The organism is Blastococcus saxobsidens (assembly GCF_010682065.1).
Lineage (GTDB): Bacteria > Actinomycetota > Actinomycetes > Mycobacteriales > Geodermatophilaceae > Blastococcus > Blastococcus saxobsidens_B.
On the sequence record NZ_JAAGWG010000038.1, the window covers coordinates 1 to 13,840 of the forward strand.

At 62.8% G+C, this 13,840-nt stretch carries 7 protein-coding genes; 1 reads left to right on the forward strand and 6 read right to left on the reverse strand.

From position 1 onward, the window contains the following. Positions 1–266 precede the first annotated feature (266 nt). From GCU60_RS18095 to GCU60_RS18120, 6 genes are all read right to left on the reverse strand, one after another. Positions 267–2,135: a DUF262 domain-containing protein gene (locus GCU60_RS18095; RefSeq protein WP_204262275.1), complete on the reverse strand. Its 1,869-nt coding sequence runs from the start codon at positions 2,133–2,135 to the stop codon at positions 267–269. Between the two features lie 2 nt (positions 2,136–2,137). Next, on the reverse strand, positions 2,138–5,224 hold the full coding sequence (locus tag GCU60_RS18100; RefSeq protein WP_239521407.1) for a type III restriction-modification system endonuclease: 3,087 nt from the start codon (positions 5,222–5,224) through the stop codon (positions 2,138–2,140). Further along, positions 5,224–7,161, reverse strand: a complete 1,938-nt coding sequence (locus GCU60_RS18105) for a DNA methyltransferase (protein WP_163207772.1) — start codon at positions 7,159–7,161, stop codon at positions 5,224–5,226. Before GCU60_RS18105 ends, GCU60_RS18100 begins: the two co-directional genes overlap by 1 nt. Positions 7,162–7,169: 8 nt before the next feature. Continuing rightward, on the reverse strand, positions 7,170–7,871 hold the full coding sequence (locus GCU60_RS18110) for a DUF4391 domain-containing protein (protein ID WP_163207775.1): 702 nt from the start codon (positions 7,869–7,871) through the stop codon (positions 7,170–7,172). Next, positions 7,868–11,131 carry a helicase-related protein gene (locus tag GCU60_RS18115; RefSeq protein WP_163207777.1) on the reverse strand — a complete coding sequence of 1,088 codons (3,264 nt, stop codon included), beginning with the start codon at positions 11,129–11,131 and terminating at the stop codon, positions 7,868–7,870. Before GCU60_RS18115 ends, GCU60_RS18110 begins: the two co-directional genes overlap by 4 nt. A 740-nt stretch (positions 11,132–11,871) precedes the next feature. After that, a complete protein-coding gene (locus tag GCU60_RS18120; protein WP_163207779.1) occupies positions 11,872–12,618 on the reverse strand; it encodes an enoyl-CoA hydratase-related protein in 747 nt (248 codons plus the stop codon). A gap of 346 nt (positions 12,619–12,964) precedes the next feature. Between GCU60_RS18120 and GCU60_RS18125 the strand changes: the two genes are divergently transcribed. Beyond that, positions 12,965–13,801: a hypothetical protein gene (locus GCU60_RS18125; RefSeq protein WP_163207781.1), complete on the forward strand. Its 837-nt coding sequence runs from the start codon at positions 12,965–12,967 to the stop codon at positions 13,799–13,801. Positions 13,802–13,840 lie beyond the last annotated feature (39 nt).

Below are 13,840 nucleotides of genomic sequence, written 5' to 3' on the forward strand. Positions count from 1 at the left end.
CTCGCCATCGTCTACCGAGCTGCTGCCGTCCTGGCCGCGATCATCACCTGGCTACGCACTTAAGAGACATGCCCTAGACGGTGCTCCGCTTCTGAGAGCACGAGCACCCCCAGTTCGTCGCCTCGACGATCTTCGACCACCCGCACGGGCGGAGCACCAGCCGCAGGCCGTCCCGGAGGGTCGCAACAAAACGCGTGGGAAGAGCTCGCGTGTTGGCGAATCCCAGGCAGATTGCTGCCGTCAGGCTTGGCCGTCAGCTCAGCCTGTCATGGCACCTCGTTCGCCGTGACAGCGGTCAGGTCGTCGGGATTCCAGAGTTGCTTGGCGATATCGCGGTACAGGTTGCCACGCTCGACGATGTCAGCCGCTTTGAACTCCTCGTGGGCGCGGAACGGCAGACCCGAGTTCTTGACGAAGGCCAAGAAGCCGGGGTTCTTCTCGTAGGCCTGGGGATCCAGGCTGGCGGCAAGCAAGTTCTGGCTAAAGTACCTCGGACGCTTCTGCGCGTAGGTCTCGTCGTTGTAGCTCGCGTTGAACTGCTTGGGCAGCAGCAACAGGTCACCGATCCGGTTTCGATGACGGGCGAAATCGGCTTCGTGGCTGAAGTCGTCGGTGTGCCGCTCGGGACGGTCGGCCCAGATGTGCTCAACCTCGTACTTCACCTTCGCACCGTTCGTGAGCTCGATGTAGTTCGAGGCGTGGCCGGACTTCACGGTGATGTGGTCTGTGATCCGAGCCAAAATCTTGTGAAGTTGGCTCCGGTTTTGCTGGTGGACGTACAGGCCGTCGTAGTCGAAGGACTCGTCGACCTTGAACAGGTAGTCACGGAGCAACTTGGCCAGGTCAGGCTCGCTAAGGCCACGGATGTCGCGCATGACGGTGAACATCGCGTACTGCATCGTTGAGTACGCCGTCGCGCGGAAGTTCCAGATGCGGCGCGCGAGGAGGATGTCGGTGAACCGGCCGACCAACTCCAACTTCCTGTCGATGGCGGCTGAGTTGTCATCGACTCGGAGCGGCGCCAGGAGCAGCTGATTCTGGAGTGTGAAGCCGAGGTCGGCGTTGAAGCGGATGAAGCGGAGAGGGCTGTCCGGCTGGAAGGGTCCCGTCGATGCGTCGAGGATGCGCGCGTAGTGGTGGCTGTAGAAGTCGAGGTCACGGACCACGAAGTGATAGAAGTCGTCGCGCGCCTTCAGGCCAACGCTATCGTGCGCGCCGCGGAGCCAGCGGTGGAACTCGGTGCCGATCCGATCCCAGTCCTCGGGGCGTGCTCCCTTTCTGCGCTCACGAATCTTGGTCGAGTACTGGCTTCGCAGCCACGTCTTGAGGAAGTCGGAGCTGGCGTCCTCCGCCTGCTCGTCCAGGCTGCGCAGCCGCTTGCGCCAAAGCTCGTTGGCCTTGGTGCGAGGCTTCCCGTCTTCCATGTTGGCGAGCAGGTACCCCTTGAGCATGTCTGCCGGGGTGAGCTTGAGGCCGCGATCGTTCATCGTCTCGAAGATGGCGTAGGCGTCGTCGTCGCTGTACGCGGTGATCTGGACGAGCTGGACCCGGTCCTTGAGCCAATCGATGAAGAACGGGAGCGCGGCCTCCTTCAGCTCGTCGGGGAAGAGCCCGTCAAGTTCTGCGTACCTGGCGACGAGCGTGTGGACTGACTCCGCTGCGTCCGAGGGCGGCTCGTATTCGCCTAACTCGAACAAGGCCTCCATGCAGTCGTTGCGATCGGGAACATCGAGGTTGAACGACTTCTCCCCGAACCTCTCGGAGTAAATGAGCTCGTCGATGTTGACCACCTCGTCCCGTCCCTGCTGGAGACGACGCAGGTATGTGAGGAACAGCGTGAGGCTAGTCAGCCGCTGCTGGCCATCGACGACGAAAGGCTGACTGCCCTTCTGCGAAATGATTATGGAACCGAGGTAGTAGCCGGGGTACTTGGCAACGTCCTTGCGGGCGTGGTCAGCCTCATAGAGGTCGAGGAACTTGGCAGTCAGATCGGCTACGAGCTCAGCGATCTGCTTCGACTCCCACTTGTACTCGCGTTGGTAGTAGTCGATCAAGTACTTTTTTTTCTCCAGGACTTCGGCGATGGTCTTGGCAACGCCGTCGATCGTCCGGTCAATATCGGTCACAGTCATCATCCCTACACCGTCACGAGTTCCATCAGCTTGGAGTAGCTGTCGGCGACGTCGTACTTCACCTGGCCCTCGAACTTCTTGTTGACGTCGGCGAAGAACTTCCGGGCGCACTCGATCTTCGCATTCTCGACACCCTTCAGTTGTAGGGTGGAGAGGGAGCCTTTCGTCTCGGCGACGAAGTACACGTGCTTGACCGAACCCTCGGTGAACGCGATTGCCCAGTCAGGGTTGTAGTCCCCGACCGGAGTCGGGATGAAGAAGCCGCGCGGCAACTTGGCGTACACCCCTATCTCGGAGCTTGTGTCCAACTCGGTGACGAAGTCACGCTCAACCTTCGAGTCCGTGACGACGTAGTCGTACACGTGCTTCTTGAGCTTCTCACCAGCCTTAGCGAAGTCCTGGGCACTCTGGTTCTCCGTGAAGATGGCCATGTCGAAACGGTCCTCCAGCGCGTCGTACGCCAGATGCTCGACGATGACCGTGGCCTTCTGCTCGTTGATGAGTCGCGCGGCTTCGGTGATGAATTGCTCCGGGTTGAGACGGAACTTGCCGAACGTGTTCGGGGTGATCCGGCCAAGGATCGCAGCGGCAGTGCGGCGAGTGAGCTGGGTCTTCTCGGTCACCTCGCCCAGCAGGTCGTACTTGACCTGAGACCTGGCAGACACCGTCTCGGTTTGGGTTGAAGTTGTGGAGACGTCGAATCCGGTGCCACTGGCCAGGTCATCAGCGTCGAGCGACTCCCGCTGCCTACCGGCCTGGACGACGTACTGCATGGCAGCGACGTTCAAGTGGGTGTCGAGAGATACCACGCACTTGCCTACCAACTCGGCCGAGTCGAACTCGACCTGATAGACGGCCTTGTGGTTGATCCGACTCCAGAGCTCTTGGAACTCCTTTTTCTTGAAGTTTGCCTCGTTGAGCGGGATCTTCTTGGGCCTGCGGTCGTTCGTCGGCGCCGGGATGTCGATGTACAGGGCGTCGACCAATGGCCACACGGAGTCGATGACCGGCTTGAGCACTTCGGACAACGGCTCGGCGAGCGTCCCTGCGTCCTTGCCCTCCTTGTACTTCTGCGTCACGAGCCCGTCGTCGTCGACGTAGTCGTTGCGCAGAAGGTAGTTGTACAGAGCGGTCGCGAGCTTCTCGTCGACGGCGCTCTCGCCGGACTCTGTGTGGATCGTCTTGCCAGTGAAGAACTTGACGCTGGCCTTCCGCGGGCGCGCCGCCAGCGACTCAGCGATCTCCTTCTGCAGCCCGGCCACGAAGTCGGTGTAGGACTCGTCGGTCACGACGGTGAGCTGGTTGATGGCATGCACCGTGACCGGGTTGTCCATGCGCTCGCCGTTCTGGTCGACGGCGAGCCGCAGTCCCCGTCCGATCTCCTGCCGTCGCGAGATGGTGTTGTCACTCTTCTTGAGGATGCCCATGACGAACACATTGGGGTTGTCCCATCCCTCGCGAAGGGCCGAGTGTGAGAACAGGAACCTCACAGGCTCCTCGAAGGACAGCAGGCGTTCCTTGTCCTTGAGGATCAAATCGTAGGCGGCAACGTCCTTGGACTGACCCTTTTCATCGCCGGTCTTGTGCACGTCGCCGTCGACGACTCGCTTGTTCTTCTTGTCAATCGAGAAGTAGCCCTGGTGCACGTTCCGGGCTTCGTCACGGCTGAGGTACTTCTTGTAAGCCGCTGTTGCGCCGTCGAGATCCAACTCCCCCAGTACCTCCTCAACCAGGCCGACGTACTCCTCCTCGAACAGTCGCGCGTAGTCGCCAAGGGTGTCCTTGCGGTCGTAGTCACGGTACTTGGCGACCTCGTCGATGAAGAAGAGCGAGAGGACCTTGATGTCTTGGCTGAAGAGTTCGCGCTCCTTCTCGATGTGCGCGCGGATAACTTCGCGGATCTGGATCCGCCGCTTGGTCTCCTCGGTCACGTCACGATCCGCGAGCTGGCCCGCGACGACGACGTCCCCGTTGCTGAGCGTGATGGTGTCGTCGATCGCGCTGACGTCGGTGACCACGAGCTCCTTGTAGGCCTCGATACCGTTCGCGAGGTCATGAAGTCGGGTGCCCTTGGTGACCCGCTTAAGTTGCCGCTTGATCGGACCGCCCTTGGTCTGAACTTCCAGCTCCACGCGGGCCGTGGGTGGCTGGCCCTTCTTGACCTCGATCGCGTCGAGGTAGAGGTAGGCAGTGGAGCCGGCCAGGCCCTTGACCGTGATGCCACGGACAGCGATCTTCTTGACGAGCTTCTGGTTGTACGCATCGAGGGCGTCGAGTCGGTGAACCTTCGCGTGCTCCACCTTGTGGGTGGCCGAGTAGCGCAGCACCATCAGGGCGTTGAAGCGGGACAGAGCCTCAAGCGACTTGGGCGCACCGATCTTCTGTGGCTCGTCGATGACGACGATGGGCCTGTTCGCGCTGATCACGTCGATCGGCTTGCGGGACTGGAAATCGTCCAGCACGTCGTAGATGCGCCGGTTGTCCTTTCCCGAGGCGTTGAAAGCTTGGATGTTGATGATCATGACCTGCACGCCGGCGTCGGAGCTGAACCGCTCCACCTCATGCAGCTGCGAGGAGTTGTAAATGAAGGAGCGCGGCTTGGTGCCGTAGGTCTGCTGGAAGTGCTCGGCCGTGACGTCGAACGACTTCATGACGCCTTCGCGGATCGCCACGGACGGCACGACGATGATAAACTTCGACCAGCCGTAGCGCTTGTTCAGCTCCATGATGGTCTTGATGTAGACGTAGGTCTTGCCGGTTCCGGTCTCCATCTCGATGTCGAGATTCGGTGCCCCAGGCGCGGCCTTGCTGTCGACGACCTTAGAGGCCAGCGGCAGGTTCCGAGACTTCTGAACCCGGTGAAGGTTCGCGAGCAGCTGAGCCGCGGACAGCTCGATTTCGGCGTTGCGCAGACCGGAGTCTGGAGTGGTGCCGGTTTCGAACAGCGCCGGCACCGCATTCGGCCTCACCTTGCCAGGGTCCATCCTGTAGGGGATGCCGGTTCGTCGAGACTGACCGGCGAACACGTCAACAACCGAGTCGACAGCGTCCGTCTGATAAGGCTGAATCTTGAATTGGAGCTTCATGCGCATCAGATGACCTTCACGTCGGTCACAGGCGAAAGTTCCCGGAAAACCTGCTCCGCATTGATCCGCGCGTCGTCTGACGTGAAACCAGAGTCGCGGAAGACGACTTGCAGGGGCACCTGCTTCGCGAGAACGCGAACAAGCTCAGGAGTGACCTCGTCGTCAAAGCATGCGACGAGCGCGCCGCCGTCTACCACGAAGACTTCGCGCCCCTCGGCCTGCTGAACCGAAATGGGCAGCGCTAGGTCGACGCCCCAATCGAGCAGCACCTGAAAGAGGAGGTCCTCCCCTGTTCGCCCAGGCTTCACACTGTCCTCGAGCCCGGCAAGAGCTTGCTGGTCTGTGGCATCAGGGGTACGGAGCACATCTGACATATTCGTGGTGTCGACCCGGAGCGCGCGGAAGCCGGCGTCGAATTCATGCATATCCGCACCCGCGGCATCGGCGACCGCCGCCCCCGCACGCCGCACGCGCTCGCGCGACAACGCGGCGATGCTTGAGAAACCGGCCCTCCGCGCCTCGCTGGTTGGTTCGAGCGGCTCATCCAGCTGAACCATGATGAAGGGGCGCTGTAGCCCATCTTCCTGGTTCAGCTTCATGACTGCGTGCGCCATCGAAGATGATCCGGCGAAGAAGTCGAGCACGACACCGCCAGTCGGCGCCCCCAACAGCAGAAGCTCCCGCATCAGCGCGACAGGCTTCGGAAAGCTCATAAAGTCGCCGCCGAGGAGCGCCTTGACTTCCTGCGTTCCCGCTTGGTTGTTGAATCCCTTGTCATCCCAGATTGACTTGAACTTGCGAAGTCTCTCTATTCCACCTTTATTCAGGGGATCCTTCACGAAGACGTCGTACTCACCGCGGCGTTCAATCCACTTCGCTACCAGCCGACCGGCATCCCGTCGACATTTATCGCGGCCCCACATCCAACGACCGTCGGTGCCATCCGACTTTTTTGGGAGCACTTCTGCCCACCCTTCACACGGGTCAAGAGTGAGCTCGCTGCCGTCTGGGGATACGAAGATCGGAAAGTACATCTCAGGCCGATCTATGCGCCGTGATGCAGAGCCCCGCTGCCGCAGGCCCAAGAGGCGATGGTGGCCGATCTCCTCGTCGAAGAGACCGAACTCCTTCTTCTGCTCGGGGTCCAGGGGCCGTCCTCCAACTTCTGCAGAACCGCGGCCCCGGGCCCAGACAAGGACAGTGTCGTGCACCCCAGCGACAAAAGAATCCGACTGTCGCCCTCGAGGATTGGCGACTACGACGATCTCCCCGACAAAGTTGGACGCCCCGAACACCTCATCGCCAACCTTTCGAAGGTTGTGGACCTCATTATCGTCGATGCTCACACAAATCACGCCATCATCACGAAGCAGGTTTCGCGCCAGTTTGAGGCGCGGGTAGACCATGCTGAGCCAGTCGGAATGGAAACGGCCGTTCGCTTCGCCGTTTGCGACGAGCCGAACCCCCTCGTCCGTAGCCTGACCACTGCGAACGAGGTACTCCGCGGTGCTCTCGGCAAAGTCGTCGTTGTAGACGAAGTCGTTGCCCGTGTTGTACGGAGGATCGATGTAGATGAACTTCACTTTGCCCAAGTACGACTCCTGCAAGAGTTTCAGCGCATCGAGATTGTCACCCTCGATAAACAGGTTCTTCGTCGTGTCGAAGTCGACAGACTGCTCGCGAACCGGCCGGAGCGTCTTCGCAATCGGAGCGTTGGCAGCGAACGCTGCGGCCCGCTTGCCCGGCCAGTCGAGCTGGTAGCGCTCCTGCGGCCCCTCGACCTGGCGATCGGAGAGCTCTTGGCGGAGCAAGTCAAAGTTGACTACGCGTACCGGATCCCCTTCTGCGTCGAGGGCCTCAGTGATGACGCCCGGAAACATCGCAGCGATCTTGTCGATATTGGCCGCCGCGAGGTCGCGTGACGTCATTCGGAGCTTCTCCACGGTTGTCCTCAGTTCATGTCGCCCGTGGCCGGGCTGGGGGTCCGGCTCGTGAGGTCCACGAGCATTGCCTGCTTGGTCTTCAAGGTCTGACGCAGCTCTATCTTCCGATTGAGCTGCGGTTCGTTCCGGAGCTTCCGCTCCAAGGCGGTGACCTCGCGCTCGAGCGACTGAACGGTCGTAAGTCTGCTGACGATCTCCGACACATCCTCGCCAGCACGCGACGCGACCGGCGTCAACGGCTGCAGGAGCGCCGTGTACATGCTCGTCAAGTCGATGGCCGCCGGGAGCGGGGTTCGGTCGCCGGGTGCGGGTTGCCAGGAGGTGCTGAAGTAGGGGCCTAATTTCGGGGCACCGGTGCCGAGCTGCTTGTGGGCAGCGACCATGCGGATGGTTCCGTTGGTGCCCTCCCCCCGGCTGATCTCGAAGATGATCGGAGTTCGGACCGCCTTGTCGATCGCAGCGAGCACGCCCTCCGCGACGTCCTCTTCCTTGGCTCCGATCTCGAAGACCTGGATCTCTGGGACTTCCACGCTGCCCGGAAGGTTGATCGTCGACTCGGCGAGCTTGTAGGCCCATGTGATGCGTCGTACGTCGGAGACGAAGCAGTCCTTGATCGTTGATCCGATGCTCGCGTGCTCGTAGAACTTGGTCTTGGGAACCGTGCGGCCGAACTGGGCTGCGGACGGCCAGCGATACAGCGAGGCCCTCATGCGGTGCTCTGCGCAGGGTCCACAATGGCGATGAAGGCGATGAGCTCGAAATCGTCCAGTCCGCCGATGCTCTGGGTGAGCGCGGTCGTAGCTCCGTCGGTGAAGAGGCTGTCCAGGTCGCGTTCGGCCGTCACGTCGACCATCGAGCTAATCGCCGCGGTGAGCAGCTCCGAGTAGTGCCCCATCTCAGCGCCCTCGTTGGTGGCCGAGTTGAAGATGCGCGTGACCGCACTGACCGGCTCGTCATGGGGGCGGCACCCGGCGCGAATGAGGTCGAGAAGGTGCTTGACCTCCGTGTGGTCGGCGATGACGTTGCCGTCGTCGTCGAGATAGACCAGATAGCGCGGGTGGAGCCGGTTGCCGCGGTTGATGTTCTTGTCGGCGTTCACGTTGCGAAGGACGAAGAGCGCTCCCGGCTTGAGTCCCTTGTCCGCTTGGGCAGGGACCACGGCATGGAGGCCCTTGGGCGCGGTGGCGAGATCGCCGTACTCCTTGATGTAGCCCAGGAGATCCATGCGGAAGTCGTTGAGGCCTAGGTCGGTGATCGAGACGCCGGTGCGGACGTCTTCGAGCTCGATGACCTCGTTCTGCAGCTTGCGGAGCTGTTCTTTGCGGAAGGCTGCGTCTCCGTCCTCCAAAGTCAGGACATTGTCGTCAGCGGTTCCCGCCAGGTCAGCGATGACCATGCGGTTCTCGACCCGTTCCTTCAGGTTGATGTACTCGTCTAGAGAGATGTCGGGCCAGAAGTTGACCAGCTGGATGTACGTGTTCGTGGAACCGATGCGGTCCACGCGACCGAAGCGCTGGATGATGCGGACCGGGTTCCAGTGGATGTCGTAGTTGACGAGGTAGTCGCAGTCCTGGAGGTTCTGGCCTTCGCTGATCACGTCGGTGGCGATCAAAACGTCGAGCTCGTCGGTCACCTTGGGCATGGTCAAGTGTCGCTGCTTTGACCTCGGGGAGAAGAGCGTGAGCACCTGCTGGAAGTCATAGCCGGGACCGAGCGTGGTCTTCGCGGCGTGACCGCCGCCGGTGACCAGGGCGGACTCAAGCCCAGCCTTGCTCAAGCGCGGAGCGAGTTCCCGGTACAGGTACTCGGCGGTGTCGGCGAAGGCCGAGAAGATGAGCACCTTGCGGTTGCCCTCGTTGATCGGCTGAGCGGCCTTGCCGGCGATCAGGTCGGTGAGCGCCCGGAGCTTGCGGTCGTGCTCCGGTGTGACCCTCCGCATCTCGTCGAGCAATCTGCGGAGCGTCTCACGATCGTTCCACAGGTCGCGTCGCCACGACTCAACGTCGACGTCATCAAGATCGATCTTGATGTTCTGGCCAAACAAGAGAGCGTCGGCGCCGACTGCGTCCTCGTCATCGACGTCTAGGCCAGCGATGTCGATGTTCATGTCGGCGATCGCGCTCTCGTGAGAGTCAAGCCGGCCCAACGTGTGGTCGACCGCTCCTTCGATCTTCGCGAGGGTGAGCCGAAAGGCCTCGACCGAGCTCTCCAACCGCTTCAGCAAGTTGACGGTCATCAGCTTCTTCAGCCCCTGCTCACGGCCCCGCTGCCCGAGGTTTGACCGTGCGGTTCCGCCCTCGATGTTGTACAGGTCGTCGTACTTCTGCACACGGCTATCGAGTACGTATTTCAAGGGCGTGTAGACGGCGAGCGTTAGCTCCTGCAGTTGCTCGAAGATCTCCTTGAACGTCGGGACATCCTGGAGGTCAGTAAGCGGCTCACGGATCGAGGCCGGCGGCATGCGCTCCGGAAAAGCACCGATCTCGGTGGTGTCGTAGAAGGCCTGGATATGCTTGCGTGACCGTGCGATGGTGACCGAGTCGAGCAACTCAAAGAAATCGAAGTCGAGCATTTTCAAGATCGCAGCTGGGGTGCGAGAATCCGGCGGTAGCTTCGACCACTCGTTGAACGCCCGTTGGGCATCACTGAAGACCCTCTCCACGGTCGTGGACAGGCTGAGATGCTTCGCGAGGTTCTCCGACTCGCCCTCATAGGCGAGCTGGAGCTGGTTCTTTAGGTCGTTGAACCGGTTGTTGACCGGCGTCGCCGACAGCATGAGCACCTTGGATTTCACGCCCTCGCGGATCACCTGCCGCATCAAACGCTGGTAGCGGGATTCCTTCTCCTCCGCATAGTCAGCGTTGCGGAAGTTATGGGACTCGTCGATGACGACGAGGTCGTAGTTGCCCCAGTTCACTCGGTCAAGCCGGAGTCCCCCAGACTCACCCTTGGTGCGTGACAAGTCGGTGTGAGCGAGGACGTCGTAGTTGAAGCGGTCCTTGGCGAAAATGTTCGTCGTCAAGTTCGCGTTGTAGTTCGTCCAGTTCTCCGCGAGCTTCTTCGGGGCCAGCACCAGCACCGACTTGTTGCGCAGCTCGTAGTACTTGATCACGGCGAGGGCCGTGAAGGTCTTACCGAGACCGACGCTGTCAGCGAGGATGCAGCCGTTGTAGGTCTCGAGCTTGTTGATGATCCCGGTCGCAGCGTCCCGCTGGAAGTTGTAGAGCGAGTTCCAGACCGCCGTCTCTTTGTAGCCGGTGCGATCGTTGGGCAGCACGTCCTCGCTGATGTCGTCGAGAAATTCGGCGAACAGGTTGTAGAGGATTTGGAAGTAGATGCGCGCCGGTGAGTTCTCGGCGTACACGCTGGCGATGTGGTCGTAAACCGCGTGGGTGACGTCGTCGAGCTGGTCTGGGTTGTGCCAGATCTGGTCGAACAGACGGACGTACTGCACAGTCATCGGCGCATCGTCGATCCGGTGCACCATGTTCGAGACAGCGTTGCCGCGCTCGTAGCCGAGGTCTGCGGTCGTGAACCCCTGGAGCGGCATGTAGGCAGCCTTGTCGTCGACCACGGCGAACTGCTGCATCGGGTTTCCCGTGGAGTTAGACCGGAAGATGGCCTTGCGCCGCACCCAGTCGGCACACTCCTTCGCAATCGCGCGCTGCGTCAACTTGTTTCGCAGCCGGATCTCGAACTCCGAGCCGTAGAGGCTCGACTCTCCACCCTTGGCATGGGGGATGAAGAACTCACGGCGCTCCTTGCGGAGCTTGTCCGTGGCCTTGCTCGTGACGAAGGACGGTGCCGTGAAGATGAACTCCAGCTGGGCGACCTGCTCGAGCTCCTTACGGAGCGCCTCGAACGCGAAGATTGAGAAGGTCGAGGCGGCGATGCGCACCTTCGATCCCGGCGTGATCTCCGCCTTGAGATCATCTCCGAGTAGCTCGTTGACGTTGTCGATGATTTTCATGCGCCACCACGCGGAGCTTGTGCAGATTGGTCAGGGCCCGCATCTACCCGGCATCGGCTCGACCCTACTCTGGCCGGTCGTGCACCCGGGCGGAGAGCTCCGCGGATAGGCATCACGCGAAAGGGCGGGATAAGGGGCCCGACGATGGGCTGCGCCGGGTCGCTCGTTGCTAGGCGAGCGAGACCGACCAGCTCGGTTGCTTGCGAACTGGCGGGGATCACGACCGACATTCGGGCACCTCCTCAGCGGGACAGTACATTCGGGTACGGATGCATTGGATGAACTACGAAGCACGATGGCCCGATGTGGTCAATGGGCCAGAAGCGGGCGTTGCGACGCACGAGGTCTCCCAGTGACGGCAGCAGCAATGCGGCCTGGTCGAGGGCCGGTTTCATCAGTAACCGATCCCACGACTTTGCAGGCGTCCGGAAGGGCAGCTTGAGCGCGGTCGATGCGACGCGCGCCCCCTGCTCAGCACGCGTGCGCGAGCCGCCGCGTTTTGCCGTCGGTCGGGGCATGGCGGAGACCCTGTTTGCTCAAGACGCCGGGCCCGCCCTGCCGGCTGCCATGTTCTACGAGCTAAACGGCGCTTCCGGCACGTCTGGCCCAGACGTTCGAGGTGCATAGCGATGCCCCGGCTCGCATGTTCACCGCCCGCATCGGAAGGCGCGTCACCGATGTGCCGACTTTGACTTGCTCCTGCCGTCAGCGGTTTCCGCGGAGGCATCGGCCGGCGGGGCCTACTGCGCCGAACGACGCATCGACCACATCTGCGCCGGGCGCTCCGACTGCATCGCGACGTCCCACGGGATGGCGCCGTTGACGACCTCCTTGCGGAAGTTGCCCACCGCTACCCGGGCGAGCTCCGGGTCAGCCGCCACCCGCTGGGCCAGCTCGATCGCCCGGTCCTCGACAGCCGCGTCGTCCAGCGACTCCCACGCGAGCCCGAGGTCGACGGCCTTGTCGCCGTTGATCTCCTCACCGAACAGCGCCATCGCCGCCGCGGCCTCACGGCCGATCAGGCGCGACAGGATCACGAAGTGGCCACCGCCCGGGTGCATCCCGCGCTTCAGAAAGCCGGCGAGGAGCCGCACGTCCTTCGAGACGATCCGCAGGTCCGCCGCCACCAGCATGTTCATGCCGGCGCCCACCGCGGAGCCGCGCACGGCAGCAACGGTGGGCACGCGAACCTGGCCCAGCCGGTAGAAGGAGTCGTAGATCTTGCCCATGCCCTCGTAGGCATCCGGCGCCGCCGGGTCCTTGCCGGCCGAGGTCAGCGTCGCGACATCGCCGCCCGCGCAGAACGACTTGCCGACGCCGCGGATGACCAGCGCACCGACCTCCGGCTTGGCGTCCACCTCGTCGAACGTCGCGATCAGCTCGTCGGCCATCCCCGGGGTCAGCGCGTTGCGCCGGTCCGGCGCGTTGAGCGTCACGATCGCGACGCCGCCGTCCACCTCGAGCAGAACCTCACCGGTACCGGCCACGAGCCCACCTCTCCACCGAGCGGACCGACTCCGATGCCGGTCACGAACACCTGCCCGGCATCACACCACGGCGGCCTCCGCGTCACACCGGCACCCTGGTGGGCCAGCGCTCAACGCAGCCGACCGCAGAGCGAGTTGTAGTGGGCGCCGCGCAGTAGGCAGCTAACGGGAGCGCACGGGCCGGTCTCCCAGGACCGTCGGTTGCGTGGCCCACCGTCGTCACGTGGGAAGCTCAGATCATCCATCCGACGGCGACGAGCGCTTGTGGCCCGCCGTCCTGGCCGACGTCCTCCCCCACGGATCACACGTTGCAATCCCGCACGGAACAACCGAAGGACGAGAACTCATGGCGCTGATCGCCTGCCCGAACTGCTCGAGTGAAGACATCAACGGCACGCCCCAGTTCGACAGCCGGCTGCTCATCCACTGCAACGAGTGCGGCACCGAGTGGCTGCGCGGCGAGGCCCAGCGCGACCCCGGCCGCCCCGCGGTGCAAACGATCGACTCACTGCACGCCGAGTTCCCCACCCCTGCCGCCGTCCGGCACGAGATCCGCGAGCGCGTGGCGATGTTGCAGGCCGAGTTCCTGCTCGACCGGCCCGAGCCCGACCCCGAGGTCGCCGAGTACCGCGAGCGCTACCAGGAGCTGTTCAGCCGCGACGGCCTGTCCACGGCACCGGCGGACGACCTCCTGCACTTCGCCAACTCGGCCACGATCGCCTCGCCCGGCAACATGTCTGGGCTCAACCGGGCCTGGAAGACGCAGGGCCAGGACAAGGCGGCGCACCTGGTCCGCGAGTCGATCGAGCACCTGCTCTACGGCCCCGAGAGCCTGCGCCTGGAGGACCGGCTCACCCAGCTGATCGACGGGAAGAAGGGCATCGGCTTCCCGTCGTTCAACAAGGAGCCGCTGCTGACCAAGGTGCTGTGCGTCGTCGAGCCCGACCGGTGGCTGCCGGTGCTGAAGTACTCGGCCGCGACCGACGGCAAGAAGGAGCTCGCCAAGCTGGTGTTCGACCTCGACCTGCCGCCGGCCGCGAAGACGACGTGGACGATCGGTCGCCTGGCCACCTGGAGCAACGACCTGCTCCGGTCGCTCGCCGGCAACGACGTCCCCGACCTGCAGCAGGCAGCCCAGTTCCTCCTGTGGGCCAAGAACCAGCCCGTGGCGTCGGGCAGCTGACCGCCGGCGCCGCGGGGTCAGCCGGCCGCGCGGCGCACC

What these genes read in the sequence shown, in the direction of transcription:
- GCU60_RS18115 (WP_163207777.1), bottom strand. Translation starts at nt 11,131, where the DNA reads ATGAAAATCATCGACAACGTCAACGAGCTACTCGGAGATGATCTCAAG.
- GCU60_RS18095 (WP_204262275.1), bottom strand. Translation starts at nt 2,135, where the DNA reads ATGATGACTGTGACCGATATTGACCGGACGATCGACGGCGTTGCCAAG.
- GCU60_RS18100 (WP_239521407.1), bottom strand. Translation starts at nt 5,224, where the DNA reads ATGCGCATGAAGCTCCAATTCAAGATTCAGCCTTATCAGACGGACGCT.
- GCU60_RS18125 (WP_163207781.1), top strand. Translation starts at nt 12,965, where the DNA reads ATGGCGCTGATCGCCTGCCCGAACTGCTCGAGTGAAGACATCAACGGC.
- GCU60_RS18110 (WP_163207775.1), bottom strand. Translation starts at nt 7,871, where the DNA reads ATGAGGGCCTCGCTGTATCGCTGGCCGTCCGCAGCCCAGTTCGGCCGC.